Raw genomic sequence first — 24083 nt, 5'->3', positions numbered from 1 at the left:
GGCACAAGGCCGGGCATGACGAACGAGGGGTTTGCGGCCCGGCTGGTTAGCAGGTCGCGAGGGTGAACGAAGAATGGCGTCACTGAAAGACATGCGGGTCCGCATCGCCTCGACCAAGGCGACGCAGAAGATCACCAAGGCGATGCAGATGGTTGCGGCGTCGAAGTTGCGGCGCGCCCAGAATGCTGCTGAAGCGGCGCGGCCTTACGCGGAAAAGATGGACGCGGTGATTTCCAGCATTGCCAGCGCAGCTGCGGGCTCGCCCGGCGCGCCAGCCCTGCTGGCGGGCACCGGCAAGGAGCAGGTGCATCTGCTTTTGGTTTGCACCGGCGAACGCGGCCTGTGCGGTGCGTTCAACTCGGCGATCGTCCGTCTGGCACGTGAGCGTGCGCTGGCGCTGATGAACGAAGGCAAGGAAGTCAAATTCTTCTGCGTCGGCCGCAAGGGGTTCGATCAGCTTCGCCGCACGTTTGAGAAGCAGATCGTGGAGACCGTCGAGCTGCGGTCGGTTCGCCAGATCGGCTTTGTCAACGCCGAGGACATCGCCAAGAAGGTCATCACGCGTTTCAACGACGGCGAATTCGACGTCTGCACATTGTTCTATTCGCGGTTCAAGTCGGTCATTGCGCAAGTGCCGACCGCGCAGCAGATCATTCCGCTTGTTGTCGAGGCACCGGCGGCAAACGCCGGACCTACGGTCGCCTATGAATATGAGCCGGAAGAGGACGAGATCCTGCCGCGGCTCCTGCCACGCAATCTCGCGGTGCAGGTTTTTCGCGCGCTGCTCGAGAACAACGCTTCATTCTACGGCGCGCAGATGAGCGCGATGGATAACGCCACCCGTAACGCCGGCGAAATGATCCGCAAGCAGACGCTGGTCTACAACCGCACGCGTCAGGCGATGATCACCAAGGAGTTGATCGAGATCATCTCCGGCGCCGAAGCCCTCTAACAAGGTCGGATCGACCGATTTAAAAGTTTTGATCGAAGGAGATAGTTGAATGGCCACCGCAGCCAACCAGATCGGTCGCATCACCCAGGTCATGGGCGCGGTCGTCGACGTGCAATTCGAAGGCCACCTTCCGGCCATTCTCAATTCGCTGGAGACCAAGAACGGCGGCAATCGCCTCGTGCTCGAAGTCGCCCAGCATCTCGGCGAATCCACCGTGCGCACGATCGCCATGGATGCGACCGAAGGGCTCGTCCGCGGCCAGGAAGTCGCCGACACCGGCGCGCCGATCAGGGTGCCAGTTGGCGCCGGCACGCTCGGGCGCATCATCAACGTTGTCGGCGAGCCGATCGATGAAGCCGGTCCGGTCGCAGCTGAAGACCTGCGCGCCATCCACCAGGAAGCGCCGCTCTATACCGATCAATCCACCGAGGCCGAAATTCTTGTCACCGGCATCAAGGTTGTCGATCTGCTTGCGCCCTACGCCAAGGGCGGCAAGATCGGCTTGTTCGGTGGCGCCGGCGTCGGCAAGACCGTGCTGATCCAGGAACTGATCAACAACGTTGCGAAGGCACACGGCGGCTATTCGGTGTTCGCCGGCGTCGGCGAGCGGACCCGCGAAGGTAACGACCTCTATCACGAGTTCATCGAATCCAAGGTCAATGCCGATCCGCACAATCCCGATCCGAACGTGAAGTCGAAGTGCGCGCTGGTGTTCGGCCAGATGAACGAACCGCCGGGCGCGCGCGCCCGTGTCGGTCTGACCGGACTGACGGTTGCCGAATATTTCCGCGACCAGGGCCAGGACGTGCTGTTCTTTGTCGACAACATCTTCCGCTTCACGCAAGCCGGATCCGAAGTGTCGGCGCTGCTCGGCCGTATTCCTTCGGCCGTGGGCTATCAGCCGACGCTCGCCACCGATATGGGCGCGCTCCAAGAGCGCATCACCACTACGCAGAAAGGCTCGATCACGTCCGTGCAGGCCATCTACGTGCCAGCGGACGACATGACCGACCCGGCACCTGCGACGTCGATGGCGCATCTGGATGCGACCACGGTGCTCAGCCGCGACATTGCGGCACTCGCAATCTACCCGGCGGTGGACCCGCTCGATTCGACCTCGCGCATGCTCCAGGCCCATGTCGTCGGCGAAGAGCATTACACGACCGCGCGCATGGTTCAGCAGATCTTGCAGAAGTACAAATCGCTACAGGACATCATCGCCATTCTCGGCATGGATGAACTGAGCGAAGAGGACAAGATCACGGTGGCGCGGGCCCGGAAAATCCAGCGCTTCCTGTCGCAGCCCTTCCACGTCGCCGAAGTCTTCACGGGATCACCGGGCAAGTTCGTCGAACTCGCCGACACAATCAAGGGATTCCGGGGACTGTGCGAAGGCAAATACGATCATCTGCCCGAGCAGGCCTTCTACATGGTCGGCACCATCGAAGAGGCCGTCGAAAAGGGCAAGAAGCTCGCGGCGGAAGCCGCTTAAGAAGCGAATAGCGAATAGGGAGTAGCGAATAGAATCGACTATTTGCTGCTTCCTCTCCACTACTCGCCATTCGCTATTCGCTATTCGCAAGGTTTCCAATGGCCACCTTCCACTTCGATCTCGTTTCGCCCGAAAAAATGGCCTTTACCGGCGAGGTCGACCAGGTCGACGTGCCCGGCATGGAGGGTGACTTCGGCGTGCTGGCCGGTCACGCACCGGTCGTGGCTGCGATGCGGCCGGGCATCCTTACGGTGATGTCGGGTGGCTCGAAGCAGAAGATCATCGTGCTCGGCGGCCTTGCCGAGGTTTCGGACAGAGGGTTGATGGTGCTGGCCGACGTTGCGACGTCGATCGAAGAGCTCGACCGGGCGAAGTTTGCCGAGACCATCGCCGACATGGAAGCCAAGCTTGCCGAAAAGGAAGGCTCCGAGCTCGATCACGCGATCGAACGGCTCGACCACTTCAAGAGCATCGAGCACGAGCTCAACACGACGGCGATGCACTAGGCGTCGTCTTAACTCCGTCCCTGGTTTGCGAATTTGGCGAACTGCTCCGCAACCGTCCGATAGACCTCGCGGCGAAAAGGCACCACGAGATCGGCGAGGCGATCGAGCCGCTCCCATCGCCAGGAATCGAATTCCGGCGGCTGATCGTTGCGTGACGTCAGCGGATCGATCTCCTGCTCCGAACCGGCGAAACGCAGCGCGAACCATTTTTGCCGCTGGCCGCGAAACTGCGCGAGGCGATGCGACGCGGGACCCGAATAAGGCGGGAATTCGTAAGTCAGCCAGCCGGTCTCGCCGAGATAGTCGGCGCTTTTCACGCCGGTTTCTTCCCATAGCTCGCGCATGACCGCTTGACGCGGATCTTCCTGCGCGTCGATGCCACCTTGCGGCATTTGCCATTCGAGCCCCGGAAGAATGATTTCCGGACCGTCATCCCTGAAGCGACGGCCGATCAAGGCCAGGCCCGCGGCATTGAAGAGGGCAATGCCGACATTGGGGCGGTAGGGCTTTTGCATGAGGTGGTTCGGCTAGCCGCCCGCGAGTTTTGCGAATTCCTTGACCACGCGCTCGTAGACCGGGCGCTTGAACGGAACGATCAGATCCGGGAGATTCTTCATCGGCTCCCAGCGCCAGCCGATGAACTCGGCCTTGTGTCCACCACCGGCCGGGCTTGCGACATTGATCTCGCGGTCTTCGCCGGTGAAGCGTACGGCGTACCATTTCTGTCGCTGGCCGCGATAGCGACCTTTCCAGGCGCGCCCTGCGATGGTGCGCGGAATATCGTAAACCAGCCAGTCCGCCACTTCGCCGAGCTTCTCGACCGATCGGACGCTGGTCTCCTCATAGAGCTCGCGCTTGGCGGCTTCCCAGGTATCCTCGCCGGGATCGACGCCGCCTTGCGGCATTTGCCACACATGGGATTCGTCGACATGTTCGACGCCGCCCGCGCGGCGTCCGACGAAGACCAGCCCGCTCGCGTTGATCAACATCATGCCGACGCAAGTTCGATAGGGCAGATCTTCGTAACGCGCCATTCCGTCCGGGTCCTGCTGCGATCGTACGATGATAAAGCTTCTCTAGTGTGGCGGTTCGGAAGTCCGCATCATTTGCGCCGCGAGTTCGCCATGCGGACTTCTGAACCAAAGCCACACTACGACAATTGGTTTGCTAGTGTCCTTTCGATTCCGAAGTTCGAAACGTGGCTCCGAAAAATGCTACGAACTTCGGAATCGGGACACTAGCTTGATTTTGATTTCGTCATCGCCGTTGTCAATGGCACGAGCAATACGCCATGGCTGTCAAGCGTTCGGGCCCATGCGCCAATCCGTTCAATCGAAACCGGCAAGGCCGAGGCGACGCCGACGGCGATGCCGCGCTCCTTCGCCAGGTCCTCGAGCTTGCCCAGAGCCCGGTCGATTTCGCCTGACGTCGGCACCGCATCGATGGCGAGATCTGCCCTGGCGAACGGCACGGCCTGGGCTGCCGTCAGGGGGGGTGCGACGCTGCGCGATGCGCCATCGTCGAAATAGCCGAGGCCGCGCTTGGCCGCCTCCTTCACGATCGGCAGCATCGCGGTGTCGGTCGCCACGAAACGGGCCCCCATGAAATTGGCGATGCCGGCATAACCCTGGAACCGGCTCAGGTGCCAGTACAGGCGGTCGATGTTCTGTTCCGCCGCCAATGTCGTCAAAAGCGTCTGTGGGCCCGGATCGTTGTCGGGATAGTCATAGGGTTCCATCGGAATTTGCAGCAGAACTTCGTGATGCTGCATCCGCGCCCGTTCGACGAGCTTGGTCGGATCCGATCCGTAAGGCGTGAACGCCAGCGTCACGGCGGCCGGCAGTTTCAGGATGGCCTCGACGGTTTTAGCCGCGCCGACGCCGAGTCCGCCGACCACGATGGCGACAACCGGCATCTTGGCCGCCTTGGCACGGTCGGCTTCGCCCGCATAGGCAGTGAACGGCTTGAGTCCGTCAAACGTCGTCGGAATCATCCCGTAGCGGACTTTTTCCAGGAGCCGGGGATCGATCCCGGCCATGATACCGGGCGGTGCGCTCGCATCCTTTTCCGGGGTCTCGCCCGAGATGGTCACGTCGTGGTGTGCGCCGCTCGAACCATCGATGATGGTGACGGTCTTCTGTTCCGACGGCGCCCCGCCTTTGGCCGATTCCTTGGCCGAATTCGCAGGTGGCTCACTGCCATGCGACGCCATGGCCGGCTTTGCGGCCGACATCTCGCCGGACTTCGACGCTGCCTTGTCGCCGCCTGATGACGGTCCAATCGCGACCCGTGTTAGCGGCTCGCCCCCAAACGGGTCGTCGTGGAAAAGGGCATAACCGGCAAATGTCGCCAGAAACACTCCGAGCGCGGCGGCGAACGCCTGCATTGGCGTAAAAGGCAGCCGAAAACGGCGCTTGCCGCGTGCGGTATCCCGTCCAAGCGGAGCGCTTAGCTCGTCGGCGGCCTCTGCCATCCAGTTCCCCGAATCAATCACGCTGAAGATACCACGGCCGCATCAGGCCAAGGCAGGGCGGGACTGCCCCTTTGGCCGCGCCTGATTCGCAAAACGCGCTCCCCACGGCCAGTTGCGTCGGCTGATCCCGGTGGCCCGGCCACGCTTCGCGGCGGCCCAAACAAAAAGGGCGGCCGCTAGGCCGCCCTTTTGAGACACGTTTGCTTCTCTGCTTAATTGGCTTCCTGCTTGGCAGGTGTCCGCTCGACCGAGGCCTTGTCGGTGGCCTTGTCGTCGGGCGACGCCGGCGCGCTGGCGTTGACCTTGACGCCATGCAGCAGGTCGTCCGCCATCTTCAGCGCCTTGTCGTTCTTCGGATCCGGCGGCACGTAGGACTGCGAACCGGTCTTCTCGTCGCCGTCGTTCTTCAGGTGGCCGCGGAGCGAAGCCTCGCCCTTGGTGTCGGTGCGCGCCTTCAACTCGTCCGGCACGTCCTGCAGCACCTCGATGTCAGGCACGATGCCCTTGGCCTGGATCGATTTGCCCGACGGCGTGTAGTAGCGCGCGGTGGTCAGCCGCAGCGCACCGTTACCGGCGCCGAGCGGAATGATGGTCTGGACCGAGCCCTTGCCGAACGAGCGGGTGCCGATCAGCGTCGCGCGCTTGTGGTCCTGCAATGCGCCGGCGACGATTTCGGAAGCCGACGCCGATCCGCCGTTGATCAGAACCATGACCGGCTTGCCCTTGGCGAGATCGCCCGGGCGCGCCGAGCGGCGCTGGGTTTCTTCAGCGTTGCGTCCACGGGTCGACACGATTTCTCCGCGCTCGAGGAAGGCGTCCGAAACGGTCACGGCTTCTTCGAGCAGACCGCCAGGATTGTTGCGCAGGTCGATGACGTAACCCTTCAGCTTGTCACCAATCTGATTCTGCAAGTTCGCCATTTCCTTCTTGAGCCCTTCGGTGGTCTGCTCGTTGAAGGTGGTGATGCGGATATAGGCGATATCGTCGTCTTCCACGCGCGCGCGCACCGAGCGGACGCGGATGTTGTCGCGCACCAGCGTGACGTCGAACGGGCTGTCGGTGCCCTTGCGGATGACCTTGAGCCGGATCTTGGTGTTGACCGGACCACGCATCTTCTCGACCGCCTGGTTCAACGTTAGGCCCTGCACCTGCTCGTCGTCGAGCATGGTGATGATGTCGTTGGCGAGAATGCCGGCCTTGGACGCCGGCGTATCGTCGATCGGCGACACCACCTTTATCAGGCCGTCTTCCATCGTGACTTCGATGCCGAGTCCGCCGAACTCGCCGCGGGTCTGCACCTGCATGTCGCGGAAGCTCTTGGCGTCCATGTAGCTGGAATGTGGATCGAGGCCGGAGAGCATGCCGCTGATGGCGGATTCGATCAGCTTGCTGTCGTCGGGCTTCTCCACATAGTCGCTGCGCACCCGCTCGAACACGTCGCCGAACAGGTTGAGCTGGCGATAGGTGTCAGACGTCGACGCACGCGCACTCGATCCCATCGTCAGCGCACGCGGCTGGGTCACGAAGAGCGTCAATGCTGCGCCGGTGGCGGCGCTGAGGAGAACGAGAGAAGTCTTGCGCATCATCCGCGAACCTTTTCGCCTTCTTTTGCGGCCCACCATGGGCCTGGATCAATGGGAGTGCCGTCCTTACGGAACTCGATGTAGAGCACGGGCTGGCTCGCGTTCGCTGCCAGGATCGACGCAACCTGGGAGGTCGTTCCCATCGTTGCGACCGGCTCCCCCGTAAGAACAAACTGTCCGATGTTAACCGAAATGCGCCCCATTCCGGCGATCAGGACATGATACCCGCCTCCGGCGTTGAGGATCAAGAGTTGTCCGTAGCTGCGAAACGGACCAGCGTAAACGACCCATCCATCACACGGGGTTGTGACCTGCGCGCCGGGTCGGGTTGCCAGAGAAATGCCTTTTTCGACGCCGCCTGCGCCGTCGGAACCGCCAAATTCGCGTATTTTGACGCCGTTGACCGGCAAAGCGAGCAATCCCTTAGCTGACGCGAAGGCGATCGCCGGACTCAACCGGGACGGGTTCTTCAGCCCGCCCACATTGGGCTTCCCGTCGGCGGTGGCGGGAGTTCCCTGCATGGTGGCCGCGGCCGCTGCTTTTGCCGCGCTCTTCAAGTCCTGTTCCATCTTGCTGATCAGGCCTTGAAGGCTGTCGACCTGCTTGGAAAGCGCAACAGCGCGGGCGCCTTCCGTCGCCAGATCCTTTTCGGCCTCGCTTTGCTTGCGCTGGCGCTCATCCACCAGCGCCGCAAGGCGAGTCTGATCTTCCGTCAATTTGTCGCGGTCGCCAGCCAGCCGATCGCGCTCTGCGCCGATCGTCTTGCGCAAGGCGACGAGTTCGGACAGATCCCTGGCGAGCGCTTCGGCGCGAGAGCGCAATTCGGGCACGACAGATCCGAGCAGAATAGCCGTTCGCAGCGATTGCAATGCGTCTTCGGGCCTGACCAGCAGCGCCGGCGGCGTACGGCGTCCGGCGCGCTGCAACGCCGCCAGCACTTCCACCACCTCGGAGCGGCGCGAATCGAGCGAGCCTCTGATCTGCTGTTCGCGCGCATCGAGTGGACGAAGCCGGGCCTCGGCATCGCCGATTCGAGTTTCGACCGTCCGTACCTGGGCCGCGACATCGATCAATTGCCCATTGAGCTTGCTGCGGTCCTGACCGATCGCCGCAATCTCGGCCTTGAGTTGCTGCTGAACTTCAGCCGAGTTTTTTTGCTGCGCCTTTGTCGCTTCGAGCTCCTGCTCGCGCTGCTTGATGGCGTCGGCTGAGGCGGTCGCCGCCTGTTGTGCGGGGTCCGCCACTTGCGCGGATGCCGATAAGCCGGCGGAGGCGAAGCCTGCCGATATCAGGATAATTGAAGCCAAACTGACGGGAGTCCTTGCAAACGAGTGCGCATCACCGCGAGCGGCGGCGCAAGGGCGCGGGTTGTTCCGTGTCGGTTGCATCAATCCAATCGCATGCCTTGCGTCCCCCTCTCACGCACGGTGGTAAGGGTGGCCGGCCAAAATGGTCGCGGCGCGGTAGATCTGCTCAAGAAGCATAACCCGCACCATCTGGTGCGGCCAGGTCGCGGAGCCGAACGCCATCCGCAGCTTCGCCATGCGCCACAATTCGGGCGAAAGTCCGTCCGCGCCGCCGATTGCAAAAATAGTGTTGGCGGCCTGGTCGTCGCGCCAGCGGCCAAGGTGCCGGGCAAATGTGGTGCTGTCGACGTTGTCGCCACGCTCGCCGAGCGCGACCAGCACGGATTTGGGCGGGATTGCTGCAGAAATCGCCGCGGCCTCCTCGGCGATCCGGGTCGTCGCATCGCGGGCGCGGCTCTCGGCAATTTCGCAAATCTCAAGACCGCGAAAACCGAGCTTGCGGCCGATGTCGTCGAATCGCTCGCGGTAGCGTTCGGCGAGCTCGCGCTCCGGCCCCTGTTTGAGCCGTCCGATGGCGATGACGAGAAGGCGCATGATTCGTCAAGCTGCCGTGGATTTTAGCTCCTGTCCACGGCCACACGGAGTGACATTCACCGTCCTCCGGGACATAGCCCAGGAAGCAAATGCCTAAACTCCAAACCTCTATCGAACCAAAAGCTAGATCGCTTTCGCGGTCGCCGGACCCTGCGTCCACAATCTCTCAAGATTGTAGAATTCGCGGACCTCGGGCCGGAAGATGTGGACAATTACGTCGCCCGAGTCGATCAGCACCCAATCGCAATTGGGCAAGCCTTCGACATGAGGGCTGGCGATCCCACTCTCTTTAAGACCTTTGGCGACGTTTTCCGCGATCGCGCCAACGTGCCGGTTCACCCGGCCCGTGGTGACGATCATGTAGTCGGAAAATGCCGATTTGCCGCGAAGGTCGATGGTGACCGTGTCTTCCGCCTTCATATCGTCGAGGCGGGAGAGGATCAGTTTCAGGGTCTTGTCGGCGTCTGGTTGCGCCTTCAAGGCCGCAGCTTGGGTCGATGTTTTACGCGCGGATTTGGGTAAAACAGACTTGGACAATACAGACGTGGCCAGGGACCATTTCCTTTCACTGTATCGCGGACGCCGAATCCTCGAACGCCCGCTACCATTCTATGCATGTGGGGTTAATGGTTTCAATATCCAGTACCCACAACATGCGCTGCTTCCGAAGTTCTGCTGTCTCTTTCCGGCCACCCGACACGAACTTCGGAAAATGCGGGGCCGCCGGTAATTTTATGCGCGGCTAGCTGCCGCAATTGCCTCAATCAGTTCTCCAGCTCCCATCCTTGTTCCGCAGGCCTGTCGATGACAGGTGCGATTTCATGCCGGTCAGAAACGTCCATGCTGGCGCGCGCTGCTCGGCAAGGCTTGCAGCCTGATTTTCCGGGATACGGTAACGCGCGAGGGCTTGGGCTGCGGGCGAGGCAAGGGCACGAAAGCTCTGCGGCGGACGGTCGATCACAGCGATCGGGACCCCGGATGCGATATGACGCCAATCATGCCAGCGGTGAAATTGCGCAAGATTGTCCGCCCCCATGATCCAGACAAAATGCAGGCCCGAAGCGCGGCGGCACAAATATCTGATCGTGTCGGCAGTGTAGCGCGTTCCAATGACGGATTCGAGACAGCTCACCGCAATGCGCGGATCATGCGCGACATTCCGCGCGGCTTCCATGCGCTCGGCAAGCGCGTGCGGCGTGCGGTCGGCCTTGAGCGGATTTCCCGGCGTGACCAGCCACCACACGCGGTCAAGCTTCAAGCGTTTGATCGCAAACAGGCTGATGGCACGGTGCGCCAGATGCGGCGGATCGAACGAGCCGCCCAAAAGGCCGACGCGCATGCCGTTGACATAGGGCGGAAGCGCAGAGGTGATGGAGGGCGTAGCGAGAGAAGCTTTGCTCAACGCATTTCCCGCTCTCGGGCGATCGTGGGCATTCACGGCCGCGTCTGTCCCGTACCGTGAACGCGATACTTGAAGCTCGTGAGCTGCTCCGCGCCGACCGGGCCGCGAGCATGGAATCTGCCGGTGGCAATTCCAATCTCCGCGCCGAAGCCGAACTCGCCGCCATCGGCGAATTGCGTCGACGCATTATGCAGCACGATCGCGGAATCGACTTCGTTGAGGAATTTGCGCGCGGCCTCGTTGTCCTCGGTCACGATCGCATCGGTGTGGTGCGAGCCATGGTTGTGAATATGAGCGATCGCCTCGTCCAGCCCGTCCACGACCTTGGCGGCGATGATCGCGTCTTCATATTCGGTGTCCCAGTCCTCGTCGCAGGCCGGCTTCACCCGCGCGTCGGTTTTTTGCACGGCGTCGTCGCCACGTACTTCGCAGCCGGCCTCGAGCAGCATCTCGACCAGCGGCTTCAGCGATGTGGCCGCGCCCTTGCGATCGACCAAGAGTGTTTCAGCCGCGCCGCAGACCCCGGGCCGCCGCATCTTGGCGTTCAGCACAATCGATTTCGCCATGTCGAGGTTGGCGGCGTGATCGATATAGACGTGATTGACGCCTTCGAGATGGGCGAACACCGGCACGCGCGCTTCCGCCTCGACGCGCCCGACTAGGCTCTTGCCGCCGCGCGGCACGATCACATCGATCGCGCCGGACAGTCCCGTCAACATCAAGCCGACCGCGGCACGGTCGCGCGTCGGCACCAGCGTGATCGCGGCTTCCGGCAAGCCCGCCTCGCGCAAACCTTGCACCAGGCAATCATGGATGGCGCGGCAGGAGCGGAAACTGTCGGAGCCGCCGCGCAGGATCACGGCATTGCCGGATTTCAGGCAGAGCACGCCGGCATCGGCGGCGACATTGGGCCGGCTTTCGAAGATCACGCCGACGACGCCGAGCGGCACGCGAACGCGCTCGATGGTCATGCCGTTGGGGCGCTGCCAGCTTTCGGTCACCGCGCCGATGGGATCTTCTATCGCGCGCACCGTTGCGACCCCGTCAGCCATGGCGTCGACGCGGCTTTGCGTCAGCGTCAGGCGGTCGATGAAAGCAGACGTCGCCCCATTGGCGCGAACTTCAGCGACGTCTTCGGCGTTGGCGGCGAGGATTTCGGTTGCGTGGTTGCGGATCGCGCGCTCGATGGCGTCCAAGGCCCTGTTCTTTTGCTCGGCCGGCGCCAGCGACAGCACGCGCGCGGCGGCACGCGCCTTCGACGCCAGAGCGGTCATCAGTTCGGTCAGATCGGCGTTGCCGTCGATCGCCTTCAGCGGCGCAGTCATTTCGGTCAGGTCCTTATCTAAGATCATGCTTTAGCATGGAAATCCCCTGTTTGCGACTGCCGGAACCGGATTGCAGGGCAGCGGACTATCGCCGGAATGGCCGGTCTAGCGCGGCGAATTTGAAGTGCCTATCAGTTTCGCCGCGCGTTCGTCATAGGCACTTCAAATTCAAAGCCGCACTAGAAACAATAGGTTGCTAGAGCTCCTTTGATTCCGAAACTCGCATCAGAGGTCGCCTCGGTGGCTTGCGAGCTTCGGAATCGGAGCTCTGGTCGGCCATTGGCCTAGCTGACGGGGACCGTCCCGCTCGGGCCGACCACGAGGTCGTCGCGATGGATCATTTCGGACCGGCCGCTGACGCCCAAAATCGTCATCACATCAGGCGACGAGCGGCCCTTGATCTTGTCGGCATCGTCGGCGTCATAGGCGACAAGGCCGCGGCCGATCTCATGGGTGTCGGGCCCGCGGACAATCACGGCGTCGCCGCGGGCGAACTGGCCATCGACCCGGATTACGCCCGCGGGGAGCAAACTCTTGCCGGCGCGCAGTGCGTTCACCGCGCCGGCATCGATGGTCAGCGTGCCCTTTGGTTCGAGCGAGCCCGCGATCCAACGCTTGCGCGCGGTGACGGGGTTGGCAGGCGTCAGGAACCAGGTGCAGCGTCCGCCGTCGGCGATGGCTTGCAATGGATGCTCGATCTTGCCTGAGGCGATCAGCATGTGCGTGCCGGCGGTGGTGGCGATCTTGGCCGCCTCGATCTTGGTGTACATGCCGCCGCGCGACAATTCGGATTCGGCCGCGCCCGCCATCGCCTCGATTTCCGACGTGACGGATTCCACCACTGGAATCAGTTTGGCGTTCGGATTGGCGGCGGGCGGCGCGGTGTAGAGGCCGTCGATGTCGGACAGCAGAATCAGAAGATCGGCGCTGGTCATGGTCGCGACGCGCGCGGCCAGCCGATCGTTGTCGCCGTAGCGGATTTCGTTGGTGGCGACCGTGTCGTTCTCGTTGATGATCGGCACCGCGCGCCAGTCGAGGAGCTTGGCAATGGTCGAGCGCGCATTGAGGTAGCGGCGTCGCTCCTCGGTATCCTGCAAGGTCACCAGAATCTGCCCGGAGCCAATGCCGTGCGCGCCCAGCACTTCCGACCAGATGCGCGCCAGCGCGATCTGTCCGACGGCGGCCGCGGCCTGGCTTTCCTCAAGCTTCAGCGGACCGCGCGGCAGCTTCAATCGGGCGCGGCCGAGTGCGATCGAGCCGGACGAGACCACCAGCACATCGCGCCCTTCGCCGTGAAGTTTCGCAAGGTCACCCGCAAGCGCCGTAAGCCACGCCGCGCGCACCTCGCCCGCTGCGGAATCGATCAACAGCGACGAGCCGACCTTGACGACGATGCGTCGGAATTTTTTCAGCGCGGGGCGGGCCATGGGAGATGCGGATTTGGGAATCGTGATTTTTCGAAAGAGCTTCGAGCAAAGGTGTTACAGCGAGACTAGCGCGGCGAATTTGAAGTTCCTATCAGTATCGCGACAAGTTCGAGATAGGAACTTCAAATTCAAAAGCCGCACTAGAAATCGATAGTCAACTGGAGCTCCTTTGATTCCGAAGTTGGCATCAGAGGTCGCTGCGATAGGTTGCGAACTTCGGAATCGGAGCTCCAGGTACAGGCGACGTTGCTATCCAGGCTGCGGCGCCCACGGTTCGGCCTTCGCGGGATCGGCCTGTGCGGCGCCCTTGGCCTTGCCGGAAACCGGAGCTTCCCCGATCAGGTCCGCCAACGCCCGCAACGCATCCGTGACGCCTTCGCCGGTCGCGCCGGAAATCAGAAGCGGCGTCTTCTTGGCGGCGCGTTTCAGCCGATCTTTCTGCTTCTTCAATTCGTCCGGGTCGACAGCGTCGATCTTGTTCAAGGCGACGATCTCGGTCTTCTCCGCGAGCTGGCCCTCGTAGGCTTCGAGCTCCGCGCGAACCGTCTTGTAGGCCTTGCCTGCGTGCTCGCTCGTGGCATCGACGAGATGCAACAGCACGCGGCAACGCTCGACGTGGCCTAAGAAGCGGTCGCCGAGGCCGGCGCCCTCATGGGCGCCCTCGATCAGTCCGGGAATGTCGGCAAGCACAAATTCGCGCCCGTCCGCGTTCACGACGCCGAGCTGCGGATGCAAGGTCGTAAAGGGATAGTCGGCGATTTTCGGCTTGGCCGCGCTGACCTTGGAAAGAAAAGTCGACTTGCCGGCATTGGGCAGGCCGACGAGGCCGGCGTCTGCGATCAGCTTCAAGCGCAACCAGATCCAGCGCTCTTCGCCGACATCGCCGGGATTGGCGTTGCGCGGCGCGCGGTTGGTCGAGGACTTGAAATGCGCATTGCCGAAGCCGCCATTGCCGCCTTCGGCAAGCACGAAGCGTTCGCCGAGCGTGGTGAAATCGTGGATCAGCGTCGTCCTGTCTTCGTCGAAGATCTGCGTGCCGACCGGCACCTTGAGCACGATCGACTTGCCGTTGGCGCCATGGCGGTCCTTGCCCATGCCATTGGTGCCCTTCTGGGCCTTGAAGTGCTGCTGATAGCGATAATCGATCAGCGTATTCAGCCCGTCCACGACTTCGATGATGACGTCGCCGCCACGGCCGCCATTGCCGCCGGACGGGCCACCGAACTCGACATACTTCTCGCGGCGGAAAGCCACGCAGCCGTTTCCACCGTCGCCGGAGCGGATATAGACCTTGGCTTCGTCGAGGAATTTCATGGGCTACACGTAGGGCAGGGGCCGCGTTGCGGCAACCACAAAGCTTGGTAAATTTGGCCCGAAATTGCGTATCGCAGTTATGCGGGCCGCTTCCGAAGCAGAAATTTCTGCATCCCTTCGAGCACCAAGTCGCGCCGCTGGTTAAAGACGGTGCTCTCCAGCGTGACCACGCCGGTGGTCCGGCCGGGCGTGAGGTCCCTCACTTCGAGTGCCGGGTAGATGGTGTCGCCGGCGTAGACGGGTTTCAGGAACCGGCTCGACTGCTCGAGGAAGCCGACCAGCGACTCCTCGACCATGAACGGGAACATCCCCGCGCCCGGCGCGGTATGGATCAGGGTTTGAAAGCCATGGGCGAGCAGATTCGGCATGCCGCGGGCGCGACAATATTCGACATCATAATGCACGGGATGGGTGTCGCCGCTCGCGGTCTGGAAGGCCGCAAAGATCGCTTCCGTCATGGTGCGGCTCGGAATGACGAAGCGCTCGCCAAGCGAAAAGTCCTCAAACCAGCGCTGCTGCTGCACCATGCGGTGTTCGGCGGGATCGAAATCGGTCATACCTGAAATTCCTGATTGGCTGACGTCGGCTGATGACGAAGCCTATAATGCTACGCTAGCGGAGTGGATTTGACATTCGCTTCACGCCTAGCCGCAAGTTCTCAAAGCCAATGTCAAATCCAAAACTCCACTAGAATCGAATATTTGCTAGTGGTCCCGTGATTCTAACATCCGCAAGAGTTGCTGCTGAGAAGGGATGCGAATGTTGGAATCAGACCACTAGCGGCCCCAAATGAGCTTACTCGCCAAAATCTCCACGACGCTCGATGATCGCTCCGCGCGACTTGCCGGTATCGCGCTGATGCTGGCCGGCGTCTGCATGTTCTCGTTCGGCGACACGCTCGGCAAGTACATCGTCGCGACCTATTCGGTCGGGCAATTGATGTTTTTTCGCGCCTGCGCGGCATTGGCGCTGCTGGCGCCGTCGATGTGGCGGCAGCGCCGTGAATTCCTGCGGGTCGAGCGGCCGTGGCTGCAGCTTCTGCGGTTGATATTCTCGACCTTCGAGATCGCCGCGTTCTTTCTTGCGACCGTCTATATGCCGCTCGCCGATGTCGTCACCTATTATCTGGCGACGCCGATTTTCGTCACTGCGCTGTCGGCGATCTTTCTACGCGAGCAAGTCGGCTGGCGGCGCTGGAGCGCGATCCTGGTCGGGTTTGCAGGCGTACTGGTCGCGCTGCGGCCCTCGGCGCAATCGGTCAGTTGGCCCGCGATGATCGCGCTCGCCGGCAGTCTTTCTTTCTCCTGCTCGCTCCTGACGACGCGGCTGTTGCGCGCGACGCCCGATATCGTGCTGGCTTCGGCGCAGTTTGTCAGCGGCCTGCTATTTGGCCTTTTGATCGCGCCGATCGGCTGGGTCACGCCGACATGGAGCAGTCTCGGTCTTTTCTTTGCCGCCGGCGCAATCTCGGTATGCGCACTATTGTGCGTCAACCGTTCGCTCAAACTTGCGCCGGCGAGTCTCGTCGTGCCCTATCAATATACGATGATCCTGTGGGCGGTGATGTTCGGCTACATCGTGTTCGGCGACGTGCCGTCGCTGCCAATGGCGCTTGGCGCGGTCATCATCATCGGCGCGGGGCTTTACATTTTCCTGCGCGAGCGGGAGCTCGGACGGAGCGAATCCGTCGTCAATCCGCCCGCGTAGGCTTTTTATTTTGACGCGTTTTCTTCACGCGAACCGGTACCACCCCCCGGATCAAGTCCGAGGGCATGCTTCGCTTGAAAACGCTATGCTCGTCTTGTCGAATTGCCCCAGTTCTTCAGCGACGCCCAGACGCCGCGCGTCAGGCGAAAGCAATCGACCGGGGTCGACGAGCCCAGCGATTCGAAGCGATGCAGCTCGACGCCGCACCACTGGAAGCCGCATTTTTCGAGCACATTGCGTGAGGCGGGGTTCGCCACGCGTGCGCCGGCGCGCATGTGGGGCGCGTCGAATTCCTCGAAGGTGAAATCGATCACGGCGCGCGCGGCTTCGGTCGCCAAACCCTGGCGCCAATAGTCGACGCCGAGCCAATAGCCGAGCTCAGGAGATTCCTGGTCGCGCCAATCGACGCCGACCATGCCGATCGGCGCAAAATCCTTTTCGATCAGGAAAACCGTCTCACGGCTGCCCGGGATGCTGCGGACGAATTCGACCGCGTCGCCTTGCGAATAGGGATGCGGCAGGCGGCGGGAGTTCTCCGCAATGCGGCGATCGCCGGCGAGACGCGCAATTGCATTGACATCCGCGAGCGTCGGCTTTCGCAGCGCGAGCCGTTCGGTTTCGAGGATGCAACGTCCTGCCTCGCGCAAGGTTCGGGGCGGGATATCTCGCAGCATGACTTAAGGCTCCTTGAGTTGTAACTCTTGGATCGTCGCGGTCTTCCGATGTTCGGAAAGCGCGCAAGAAGAAGGGGAGGCCGGTTTCCCGCCTCCCCTTGGAGCCTCTAGTCGCTCCGCCGGTTCAACAGGACCCGGCGGAATCTAAAAATGTTCCACCGTCTATTCGGCCGCCTCGGTCATCGGAATTACCGACACGAAGGTGCGGCCATTGGCTTTCGCACGAAACTCGACACGGCCCTCTACCTTGGCAAAGAGAGTATGGTCCGTGCCCATGCCGACATTAAGGCCGGGATGCCAGGTGGTGCCGCGCTGACGCGCAATGATGTTGCCGGGAATCACATGTTCGCCGCCATAGGCCTTGATACCAAGGCGCTTGCCCGCTGAATCGCGGCCGTTACGTGATGAACCGCCTGCTTTTTTGTGAGCCATGGCTCGTCTCCAATTCCTATCTGATCTTTAGATCAAATCCTTGACGAAATCATATCAATTCATGTCACGCTGATCTGAAGCGTGTCACTTCTTGTCGCTCTTCTTCGCCGCGGCCTTCTTGGCCGGCGCCTTCTTCGCCGCAGTCTTGGCGGGCGCTTTTGCCGCAGCCTTCCTGGCGGCCGGCTTCTTTGCAGCTGCCTTTTTCGCGGGTGCCTTCGGCGCCTCGTCGGCGTCATCGGCCGGCTTGGCTGCGACCTTCTCGCGCTTCGGGCGCGGTCCGATCGAAGGCGCCTTGCCATCGGTCAGGATCTCGGTGATGCGAAGCACCGTGATCTCGTCGCGATAACCGCGCTTGCGGCGCGAATTCTTGCGGCGGCGCTTCTTGAAGGCGATGACCTTCGGTCCGCGCTTGTGGTCTAACACCTCGGCTGCAACGGAAGCGCCGGCCACGGTGGGCGTCCCGAGCACGGGAGCATCGCCACCAACCACGAGCACTTCGCCCAGCTGCACGATCGTGCCGACGTCGCCGGCGATCTTGCCTATCTCGAGCACATCATCCGGCACGACGCGGTACTGCCGCCCGCCGGTTTTGATGACTGCGAACATCGTTTTATTCCTTCGTGTTCGATCCCGGCCTCGAGCCACGCTCGGGTCGGCTTTTTCTACAGTCGTTATGGGTTCAATTTCCGCGCGATGCGGGCCAAAAAGCCGCAAAAAGCGCAAAAACAAACAGCGCGAGAAGCCTCCCGCGCCGGGTGCGGGACTTATAGCCGCTGAGCGCCCCGAGTCAAGGCAAAGGGCGCGAAAAACCGGTCATTTTGAGGGATTTGGCTCGCAGAAAGGGGCGAATGGCGCGTAGCGAATGGCGAATTGTACCCACTATTCGCCGTTCCCGCTCCATTCGCTACTCCCTATTCGCTAGTCGCCCCATCGCCTCCTTGCGAAACCAACCGGGTTCCCGGTGGTTGTCCCCCGTTTGAAGCAGAAGCGGGGGCATAATGGCTGATGATGTCCTGACGACCGGGATTGCCGGGCATGGCGCGGTCCGCCTGCCGTCGGTGGACGTCGACAGTTTCAATGTCGAACTGAAGGACGACGAGGGATTTCTCGGCGACCGCGCCAGCAAGGGGGCGTTCCGCAAGATCCTGGACGATCTGCGCAAGCCGCTGAAGAAGAATGGCGAAGACCCGCTTGGCGACAAATCCACCGCCAAAATCGCCAAGAGCGAGCTCGACAAGGTTTTGTCGAGCGACGACATCGGCGCGGCGGCGCTGGTCCATGGCGCGATCGAGGAATTCGCGCATGAACTCGCCTATGTGATCTCGCGCCTCCTGAAGCTGAAGGCCTGGACCGACACCGAACGGATCGTCATCGGCGGTGGCTTTCGCCAGAGCCGGGTCGGCGAGCTTGCGATCGCGCGCACCGACATTCTGCTGAAGGCGGAAGGCAGCAAAATCGATTTATGTCCAATCCGTTTCGATCCCGACGAGGCCGGCCTGATCGGCTGCCTGCATCTCGCGCCATCGTGGATTTTCGAAGGTTTTGACAGCATTCTTGCCGTCGACATCGGCGGCACCAACATCCGCTGCGGCCTGGTTGAAACCCGCTGGAAGAAGGCGCCAGACCTCTCGAAAGCGGCGGTGTGGCATTCCGAACTATGGCGCCATGCCGATGACGAACCGACGCGAGAGGGGGCCATCAAGCGCATGGTCAAAATGCTGAAGGGCCTGATCGAAGAGGCCGATACCGAAGGCATGAAGCTCGCGCCCTTTGTCGGTATCTCCTGTCCCGGCGTGATCAACGAGGACGGCTCCATCGCCAAGGGCGCGCAGAACCTGCCGGGCGATTGGGAGAGTAGCAAATTCAATCTGCCGGCGAGCCTGGTCGAGGCGATCCCGATGATCGGCGACCATGACACCGCGATCGTGATGCACAATGACGGTGTTGCGCAGGGCCTGTCGGAAGTTCCGTTCATGCAGGATGTCGAGCGCTGGGGCGTTTTGACCATCGGCACGGGCCTGGGCAATGCCCGCTTTACCAATCGCCGCAAGGAGAAGGACGACGGCGACGGCAAGAAAGAGAAGAAAAAAGACTAAAATCTCTCGAGAGGCTCCCAGCGCGCGCGGTAACCTTGAGCGGTTAGGTTAAAAATGACTTCGCGTTGCCGCGTTCGCTGGGATCGATACGGTCGATCGCGTCGCTCAGGCTGGCCAGCGGAAGCCGCACTTCCAGGCCGCAATTTCAATGAAGCGACACGGGACCGCCGGTTTTTTCCGCGTCTGGCGGTCCCACCCCCTTAGCAAAAGCGTTTTGCGCTGATGTCGCGTGCCACCCCACGCGATGAAATTTCTCCCCCCGCCTTGTCTGGTCAGTCTTCCTCGCCTAGAACACGGCCCGACCTGGGGCGGTTCGCCGCCCTGATTTGCGCCTTGGAGAGGTGGCAGAGTGGTTGAATGCACCGCACTCGAAATGCGGCATAGGTGCAAGCCTATCGGGGGTTCGAATCCCTCCCTCTCCGCCACGCTTCGCCCCTGATGAGCTTCGCAAGACAGGTCCTTCGCGTGATTACGTCTCGAATGCACTGTCGCGATAGCGGGATTGGCCGACGTCTGGCTCGCGCGCCGATGCTTGAGAGGCACGTCAGCAGCCTTCAAGCGCGAAGCCTCGCCCCTGAGGCCGCGGCAAGAGTCGAAGCGATCGCTTTGTTTCAAATATAGGCGCCCTTCCCGCGCCACCTGGATGGCAGCGGCGATCGCAGTCGAAGGCAACAGTGCTCGACGCCACGACCACTCACGAGTCTTTGTCCGACTGAGGCAGAGTTCATTACCAGTGCAAACACTTTGATCGCGTCTTGATTCCCCCTTCCGACTGACGAGAGGCTATTTGAAACAATCGTGAACCTGCGCCGCGATCCGATGTAGCAACAAGGCAAAGCGAGGCGAGAGTGACAGCACGAAAACATGTTGCATTCGGACGCGAACCGAGATTGTCTGGACCGGACGAGGGTTTTGCAACTACAGAGCGAATGTTTGAAATTTTATTTGTTTCGGATCTCGCTGATCGTTGCCTGCGGCCCGGCGGTCTGCTTTGGGACGGCGAGCTTGGCGTTCGCCGAGCGCGACGTCAGGGCCGCTGTCGAGCAATCGGCGCGCAGTCTGAACCTGCAGACGGAAATGCCGGGCGAGGTCGCTGAGACGTCCTCGGGCTGGTTCAACCTGCAACTATCGCCGGATTTAGTTCGCGTGGTGCTGTGGGGCGCCGTTGTGCTCGGCGTGTTGGTCGTGGTGTGGTCGTTGCAGGACAGCCTGCCTGTTTGGAGCCGGTCGCGCAAAATCGCGGCGCGCAACGAGCTTGAGCCTTCCGTCCCTTCCGGCCGATTGGAGGACGCGCAGGTCGAAGCCGACGACCTCGCCCGCGAAGGCCATTACGGCGAAGCGATGCACGTTCTTTTATTCAAGAGCCTGAACGAGATCCGCCGCCAGCTTGGCGTCAGCTTTGCGGTTTCACTGACCAGCCGGGAAATCTTGCGGCGGATTCAGCTCTCCGACATCGGACGCAATGCACTTGCCGCGATCATCGTTTCGGTTGAACGGACCTATTTCGGCGGCCGGCCAGCCAGTCAGGCCGACTATTCTGACTGCAGAAGCAACTTCGACGTCCTCAAGCATTCCCTGGCGGTGCTTGGCGCACGATGAGCGAGCCATCTCCCTTTCAATCCCGGGTCCTGGTCGCGCTCGTGGCGGTCCTGGTCGTTCTGTTCGCGGCGTCCATGCTGCTGTCGGCCGGCGGCGGCAAGCGCGTCACGGGCAGCCTGATTGGATCGAACACCTATTCCCGCTCGGCAGTCGGGCACCTCGGCTTCTTCGATGTGCTTCGCAAGCTCGGCTACCGCGCCGTCCGCGGCGAGCAGAACGTGCTCGCGATGCTCGGCGCCAACGGCGTTCTGGTGCTGGCGGAACCAAGCGCCGGCCTGTCCGTCGGCGACGACAGCAACCTTCTTCGCGCCGAGCGGATTTTCATTGTGCTGCCGAAATGGACCGTTCGCGCTGGCGGTGAGCGAGACGGCTGGATCGCGGAGGCACGGCTGGCGTCTGCAGTCGTGCCGGAGGCCGTGCTGTTCGCCGCCGTCGGCTCGGGCACTGTCGTCCGCGTGGCGGAGCCGTCCGCCTTCGAAAAGACGCTGGCGTTGCCGGATCCGACAATCCGAGCACCGCTGCAACTCGTCAAGAACTCACGGATGAAACCGCTGATTGCCACAGCCGAAGGCATCCTGCTCGGTGAGTTCACGGAAGGCAGCCGCAGAATCTGGGTGCTGACGGATCCCGATCCGATCGAGAATCACGGTATCGGCAAGGGCGACAATATGGTCTTCGCCGACGGGCTGGTCGCCGCGATGCTTCAGGGCAAGAACGGCCAGCTCGTTTTTGACGAGACGCTGCACGGCTTTCAGCGATCATCGCGAGCCCCTGCCAAATTCCTGTTCGAGTTTCCTTACAACCTCATTGCTATCCAGATCCTTGTGTGTATCGGGCTGCTATTGATGGCCGCGATGGGCCGCTTCGGGGCGCCGGAGCAACCGGAGCGCGTATTGAGCACCGGCAAGCGGGATCTGGTCGGCAACGCGGCCTCCCTGCTCGATCACGCCGGTTATCAGGCTGACATTCTCAGGCGCTATTGCAGCATCGTGTTGCAGGATGCGGGGCGTCAATTGCGCGCGCCGCGCGAGCTGAACGAGGCTGAACTCGCAGAATGGCTCGATCGCGCGGCCGGTCGACGCGGCGTGCCGTCAGGGTGCGCCGACCTGTCGAGGCGCGTGGTAGCCATGGGGTCGAATGAGCTCGGCGCGCTGCTGGGAGAAGCCCGGTCAATTCACCGTTGGAAAAAGGACATGGTCGATGGAGTTTCGTGACGTTTCGGCGATGACCGAAGGCATCCGCGGCGAGATCCGCAAGGCGGTTGTCGGCCAGGACGATGTCATCGAGCTGATGCTGACCAGCCTTCTGTGCGGCGGGCACATCCTGCTGGAAGGCGTCCCCGGAACCGCCAAGACGCTGCTGGCGCAGTGCTTTGCCGCCAGCCTCTCGCTGCGGTTCGGCCGCGTGCAGTTCACGCCGGACATGATGCCGGGCGACCTGCTCGGAACCAACCTCTTCAACTTCCAGACCAACGGCTTCACGCTGACGCAAGGGCCGGTCTTCACCGATATCCTGCTTGCCGACGAGATCAACCGGACGCCGCCGAAGACGCAGGCCGCGTTGCTTCAGGCGATGAACGAGTACAGCGTGACGGTGGACGGGGTGACGCATCCGCTGGGTGAGGCGTTCATGGTGGTCGCGACGCAGAATCCGATCGAGCAACAAGGCACGTATCCGCTGCCGGAGGCGCAGCTCGACCGCTTTCTGTTCAAGATCAATTTGACTTATCCCAGCAAAGAGCAGGAGTGCGCGATCGTCGCGCGGCACGGTAACCGCACCGCAATGCCGCGGCTCGCGGATTTCGGTCTCGCTCCGGTCGTCTCCGCTGACCGGCTGTTCTCGGCCCGCCAACTGGTGTCGGAGATCAGGCTGGGCGACCCGCTGGTGGCCTATATCGTCGATATCGTGCGTGCCACCCGCGACCACCCTGCGATCGAGACCGGCGCCTCGACCCGTGCTGCGAACATGCTGGCTTCCGCCAGCCGCGCCTATGCGACCACGCAGGGCCGCGATTTCGTCATCCCCGATGACGTCAAGTTCCTGGCAGTGCCGCTGCTGCGGCACAGGATCGTACTGGCGCCGAACGCCGAGATCGACGGCTTGGTCAGCGATGCGGTGATCGTCGAGATACTCGAACAGACGGCCGTTCCGCGATGATCCGGCCGACCCTGCGCGCGGTTCTGCTGTTCGGCGCCACGGTGCCGCTGGCGTTGATCCTGCTCGCATGGAATGCCGAACTGTGGCCGGTTTCGTTCGATTTCGGCATCTTCGTGTTGGTGGTCGTCGCAATCGACGCACTGTTGTGCGCGCGCTTTCGTCAGCTCGAACTCGCATGGGATGTGCCGGTCCGGCTCTTCGTCGGCGATGAAGGCGCGGTGAAATTGACAGTGAGTCAGCAAGCCGGGACGCGCGCCGTGCCGTTCGAGGCCCTGGTGGAGCAGCGCGGCGACCTCGAGCCGCCTCAGCCGCAGCGCCTGGTCGGGAGTGCCAAAACGCCGGCGGTCGCCTTGCTGCCGATCGCTCCAAAGCGCCGCGGGGAAGTCTTTGTCGACGCGGTCTGGCTGCGGTGGCGTAGCCCGTTCGCGCTTGCGGAGCGCACCCAGCGCGTTGCGGTCGACAAGAAGATCAAGGTGCTGCCGGACGTCCGCGGGATCTCGTCCGCGGCCGTCCAATTCTTCAGCCGGGACGCAATCGATGGGATCAAGGTCCAGCAGCAGAAGGGGGAAGGCGCCGAGTTTGATTCTTTGCGCGAGCATTCGCGCGGTCTCGACAACCGCTTCATCGATTGGAAGCGCTCCGCCAGGCATCTGAAACTCTTGTCGAAGGAGTTCAGAACGGAGCGCAACCATCAGATCGTGCTGGCCTTCGACACCGGGCATCTGATGGCGGAGCCGATTGAAGGCGTGCCACGGCTCGACCACGCGATTCACGCCGGACTGCTGCTCGGCTGGATATCGCTGCGCAGCGGCGATTTCGTGGGGAGTTTCGGATTCGACTCGGCGGTACGGCAATTCATCCAGCCGTCGCGGGGGATGCCCTACTTCGCCAGGCTGCACAACGCTTCGAGCCAGCTCGCCTATCAGACCGAGGAGACCAATTTCACCCTTGGCCTGGCCGAGCTCAATTTCAGACTGAAGCGGCGGGCGCTGGTGGTCCTCTTCACGGAGTTCATCGATACGACGACGGCGGAGCTGTTGCTC

At 62.2% G+C, this 24083-nt stretch carries 24 protein-coding genes and 1 tRNA gene; 10 read left to right on the top strand and 15 right to left on the bottom strand.

What is annotated here, in order from left to right:
- Positions 1-73 precede the first annotated feature (73 nt).
- From VFB05_RS22175 to VFB05_RS22165, 3 genes are all read left to right on the top strand, one after another.
- Entirely contained in the window at positions 74-952 is an 879-nt protein-coding gene (locus VFB05_RS22175) for a F0F1 ATP synthase subunit gamma (protein ID WP_325016207.1), read from the top strand.
- A 49-nt stretch (positions 953-1001) separates the two neighbouring features.
- Positions 1002-2444 carry a F0F1 ATP synthase subunit beta gene (atpD, locus tag VFB05_RS22170; protein ID WP_325016205.1) on the top strand — a complete coding sequence of 481 codons (1443 nt, stop codon included), beginning with the start codon at positions 1002-1004 and terminating at the stop codon, positions 2442-2444.
- 98 nt (positions 2445-2542) lie between these two features.
- Positions 2543-2950, top strand: a complete 408-nt coding sequence (locus tag VFB05_RS22165) for a F0F1 ATP synthase subunit epsilon (RefSeq protein WP_325016203.1) — start codon at positions 2543-2545, stop codon at positions 2948-2950.
- 8 nt (positions 2951-2958) lie between these two features.
- Here the strand turns inward: VFB05_RS22165 and VFB05_RS22160 are convergent, their stop codons facing one another.
- The 12 genes from VFB05_RS22160 to VFB05_RS22105 all read right to left on the bottom strand — a co-directional run bounded on the left by VFB05_RS22160 (position 2959) and on the right by VFB05_RS22105 (position 14932).
- Positions 2959-3465: an RNA pyrophosphohydrolase gene (locus tag VFB05_RS22160; protein WP_325016201.1), complete on the bottom strand. Its 507-nt coding sequence runs from the start codon at positions 3463-3465 to the stop codon at positions 2959-2961.
- 12 nt (positions 3466-3477) lie between these two features.
- Complete coding sequence (locus VFB05_RS22155) at positions 3478-3984, bottom strand: RNA pyrophosphohydrolase (protein ID WP_325016198.1); 507 nt, start codon at positions 3982-3984, stop codon at positions 3478-3480.
- A 203-nt stretch (positions 3985-4187) separates the two neighbouring features.
- Positions 4188-5423, bottom strand: coding sequence for a divergent polysaccharide deacetylase family protein (locus tag VFB05_RS22150; RefSeq protein ID WP_325016196.1), 1236 nt, complete (start codon positions 5421-5423; stop codon positions 4188-4190).
- A 212-nt stretch (positions 5424-5635) separates the two neighbouring features.
- Positions 5636-7009 carry a S41 family peptidase gene (locus VFB05_RS22145; RefSeq protein ID WP_325016194.1) on the bottom strand — a complete coding sequence of 458 codons (1374 nt, stop codon included), beginning with the start codon at positions 7007-7009 and terminating at the stop codon, positions 5636-5638.
- Positions 7006-8394 (bottom strand): murein hydrolase activator EnvC family protein, encoded by a 1389-nt coding sequence (locus tag VFB05_RS22140; RefSeq protein ID WP_414643237.1) that lies wholly within the window; start codon positions 8392-8394, stop codon positions 7006-7008. The genes VFB05_RS22145 and VFB05_RS22140 overlap by 4 nt, the downstream gene beginning before the upstream one ends.
- A gap of 30 nt (positions 8395-8424) precedes the next feature.
- Positions 8425-8907, bottom strand: a complete 483-nt coding sequence (gene rlmH, locus VFB05_RS22135) for a 23S rRNA (pseudouridine(1915)-N(3))-methyltransferase RlmH (RefSeq protein ID WP_325016190.1) — start codon at positions 8905-8907, stop codon at positions 8425-8427.
- Between the two features lie 123 nt (positions 8908-9030).
- Positions 9031-9387, bottom strand: a complete 357-nt coding sequence (gene rsfS / locus VFB05_RS22130) for a ribosome silencing factor (RefSeq protein WP_325016187.1) — start codon at positions 9385-9387, stop codon at positions 9031-9033.
- A 280-nt stretch (positions 9388-9667) separates the two neighbouring features.
- Complete coding sequence (locus VFB05_RS22125) at positions 9668-10309, bottom strand: nicotinate-nucleotide adenylyltransferase (protein WP_325016184.1); 642 nt, start codon at positions 10307-10309, stop codon at positions 9668-9670.
- A gap of 32 nt (positions 10310-10341) precedes the next feature.
- Positions 10342-11634, bottom strand: coding sequence for a glutamate-5-semialdehyde dehydrogenase (locus tag VFB05_RS22120; RefSeq protein WP_325016238.1), 1293 nt, complete (start codon positions 11632-11634; stop codon positions 10342-10344).
- Positions 11635-11918: 284 nt separating this feature from the next.
- Entirely contained in the window at positions 11919-13061 is a 1143-nt protein-coding gene (proB, locus tag VFB05_RS22115) for a glutamate 5-kinase (protein ID WP_325016182.1), read from the bottom strand.
- 249 nt (positions 13062-13310) lie between these two features.
- On the bottom strand, positions 13311-14375 hold the full coding sequence (gene obgE / locus VFB05_RS22110) for a GTPase ObgE (RefSeq protein ID WP_325016180.1): 1065 nt from the start codon (positions 14373-14375) through the stop codon (positions 13311-13313).
- Between the two features lie 77 nt (positions 14376-14452).
- The gene (locus tag VFB05_RS22105) at positions 14453-14932 is read right to left on the bottom strand and encodes a MaoC family dehydratase (RefSeq protein ID WP_325016178.1); all 480 of its coding nucleotides are present in this window, start codon (positions 14930-14932) and stop codon (positions 14453-14455) included.
- Positions 14933-15164: 232 nt separating this feature from the next.
- Between VFB05_RS22105 and VFB05_RS22100 the strand changes: the two genes are divergently transcribed.
- Positions 15165-16082 carry a DMT family transporter gene (locus tag VFB05_RS22100; RefSeq protein WP_325016176.1) on the top strand — a complete coding sequence of 306 codons (918 nt, stop codon included), beginning with the start codon at positions 15165-15167 and terminating at the stop codon, positions 16080-16082.
- Positions 16083-16165: 83 nt separating this feature from the next.
- Here VFB05_RS22100 and VFB05_RS22095 read toward each other — a convergent pair whose 3' ends face one another.
- From VFB05_RS22095 to rplU, 3 genes are all read right to left on the bottom strand, one after another.
- Complete coding sequence (locus VFB05_RS22095; protein ID WP_325016175.1) at positions 16166-16756, bottom strand: GNAT family N-acetyltransferase; 591 nt, start codon at positions 16754-16756, stop codon at positions 16166-16168.
- A gap of 162 nt (positions 16757-16918) precedes the next feature.
- Positions 16919-17188: a 50S ribosomal protein L27 gene (gene rpmA, locus VFB05_RS22090; RefSeq protein ID WP_325016173.1), complete on the bottom strand. Its 270-nt coding sequence runs from the start codon at positions 17186-17188 to the stop codon at positions 16919-16921.
- 84 nt (positions 17189-17272) lie between these two features.
- On the bottom strand, positions 17273-17794 hold the full coding sequence (gene rplU, locus VFB05_RS22085; protein WP_325016170.1) for a 50S ribosomal protein L21: 522 nt from the start codon (positions 17792-17794) through the stop codon (positions 17273-17275).
- Positions 17795-18186: 392 nt separating this feature from the next.
- Between rplU and VFB05_RS22080 the strand changes: the two genes are divergently transcribed.
- From VFB05_RS22080 to VFB05_RS22055, 6 genes are all read left to right on the top strand, one after another.
- Entirely contained in the window at positions 18187-19284 is a 1098-nt protein-coding gene (locus VFB05_RS22080) for an ROK family protein (protein ID WP_325016168.1), read from the top strand.
- Between the two features lie 335 nt (positions 19285-19619).
- Positions 19620-19709: transfer RNA gene (locus VFB05_RS22075), tRNA-Ser, on the top strand.
- A 508-nt stretch (positions 19710-20217) separates the two neighbouring features.
- A complete protein-coding gene (locus VFB05_RS22070) occupies positions 20218-20883 on the top strand; it encodes a DUF4129 domain-containing protein (protein WP_325016166.1) in 666 nt (221 codons plus the stop codon).
- The gene (locus VFB05_RS22065; protein ID WP_325016165.1) at positions 20880-22097 is read left to right on the top strand and encodes a hypothetical protein; all 1218 of its coding nucleotides are present in this window, start codon (positions 20880-20882) and stop codon (positions 22095-22097) included. Before VFB05_RS22070 ends, VFB05_RS22065 begins: the two co-directional genes overlap by 4 nt.
- Complete coding sequence (locus VFB05_RS22060; RefSeq protein ID WP_325016163.1) at positions 22084-23040, top strand: MoxR family ATPase; 957 nt, start codon at positions 22084-22086, stop codon at positions 23038-23040. Before VFB05_RS22065 ends, VFB05_RS22060 begins: the two co-directional genes overlap by 14 nt.
- Positions 23037-24083 (top strand): DUF58 domain-containing protein (locus VFB05_RS22055; RefSeq protein WP_325016161.1); only part of this gene is annotated, 1047 nt, incomplete at its 3' end. The genes VFB05_RS22060 and VFB05_RS22055, both read left to right, overlap by 4 nt.

The sequence above is a fragment of the Bradyrhizobium sp. genome (genome assembly GCF_035652035.1).
GTDB lineage: Bacteria > Pseudomonadota > Alphaproteobacteria > Rhizobiales > Xanthobacteraceae > Bradyrhizobium.
Note: the sequence above shows the minus strand (reverse complement) of the source record. Positions and strands in the feature narration are given on the sequence as shown.

What these genes read in the sequence shown, in the direction of transcription:
- VFB05_RS22175 (WP_325016207.1), top strand. Translation starts at nt 74, where the DNA reads ATGGCGTCACTGAAAGACATGCGGGTCCGCATCGCCTCGACCAAGGCG.
- atpD (WP_325016205.1), top strand. Translation starts at nt 1,002, where the DNA reads ATGGCCACCGCAGCCAACCAGATCGGTCGCATCACCCAGGTCATGGGC.
- VFB05_RS22165 (WP_325016203.1), top strand. Translation starts at nt 2,543, where the DNA reads ATGGCCACCTTCCACTTCGATCTCGTTTCGCCCGAAAAAATGGCCTTT.
- VFB05_RS22160 (WP_325016201.1), bottom strand. Translation starts at nt 3,465, where the DNA reads ATGCAAAAGCCCTACCGCCCCAATGTCGGCATTGCCCTCTTCAATGCC.
- VFB05_RS22155 (WP_325016198.1), bottom strand. Translation starts at nt 3,984, where the DNA reads ATGGCGCGTTACGAAGATCTGCCCTATCGAACTTGCGTCGGCATGATG.
- VFB05_RS22150 (WP_325016196.1), bottom strand. Translation starts at nt 5,423, where the DNA reads ATGGCAGAGGCCGCCGACGAGCTAAGCGCTCCGCTTGGACGGGATACC.
- VFB05_RS22145 (WP_325016194.1), bottom strand. Translation starts at nt 7,009, where the DNA reads ATGATGCGCAAGACTTCTCTCGTTCTCCTCAGCGCCGCCACCGGCGCA.
- VFB05_RS22140 (WP_414643237.1), bottom strand. Translation starts at nt 8,394, where the DNA reads ATGCAACCGACACGGAACAACCCGCGCCCTTGCGCCGCCGCTCGCGGT.
- rlmH (WP_325016190.1), bottom strand. Translation starts at nt 8,907, where the DNA reads ATGCGCCTTCTCGTCATCGCCATCGGACGGCTCAAACAGGGGCCGGAG.
- VFB05_RS22120 (WP_325016238.1), bottom strand. Translation starts at nt 11,634, where the DNA reads ATGACTGCGCCGCTGAAGGCGATCGACGGCAACGCCGATCTGACCGAA.
- proB (WP_325016182.1), bottom strand. Translation starts at nt 13,061, where the DNA reads ATGGCCCGCCCCGCGCTGAAAAAATTCCGACGCATCGTCGTCAAGGTC.
- obgE (WP_325016180.1), bottom strand. Translation starts at nt 14,375, where the DNA reads ATGAAATTCCTCGACGAAGCCAAGGTCTATATCCGCTCCGGCGACGGT.
- VFB05_RS22105 (WP_325016178.1), bottom strand. Translation starts at nt 14,932, where the DNA reads ATGACCGATTTCGATCCCGCCGAACACCGCATGGTGCAGCAGCAGCGC.
- VFB05_RS22100 (WP_325016176.1), top strand. Translation starts at nt 15,165, where the DNA reads ATGAGCTTACTCGCCAAAATCTCCACGACGCTCGATGATCGCTCCGCG.
- VFB05_RS22095 (WP_325016175.1), bottom strand. Translation starts at nt 16,756, where the DNA reads ATGCTGCGAGATATCCCGCCCCGAACCTTGCGCGAGGCAGGACGTTGC.
- rpmA (WP_325016173.1), bottom strand. Translation starts at nt 17,188, where the DNA reads ATGGCTCACAAAAAAGCAGGCGGTTCATCACGTAACGGCCGCGATTCA.
- rplU (WP_325016170.1), bottom strand. Translation starts at nt 17,794, where the DNA reads ATGTTCGCAGTCATCAAAACCGGCGGGCGGCAGTACCGCGTCGTGCCG.
- VFB05_RS22080 (WP_325016168.1), top strand. Translation starts at nt 18,187, where the DNA reads ATGGCTGATGATGTCCTGACGACCGGGATTGCCGGGCATGGCGCGGTC.
- VFB05_RS22065 (WP_325016165.1), top strand. Translation starts at nt 20,880, where the DNA reads ATGAGCGAGCCATCTCCCTTTCAATCCCGGGTCCTGGTCGCGCTCGTG.
- VFB05_RS22060 (WP_325016163.1), top strand. Translation starts at nt 22,084, where the DNA reads ATGGAGTTTCGTGACGTTTCGGCGATGACCGAAGGCATCCGCGGCGAG.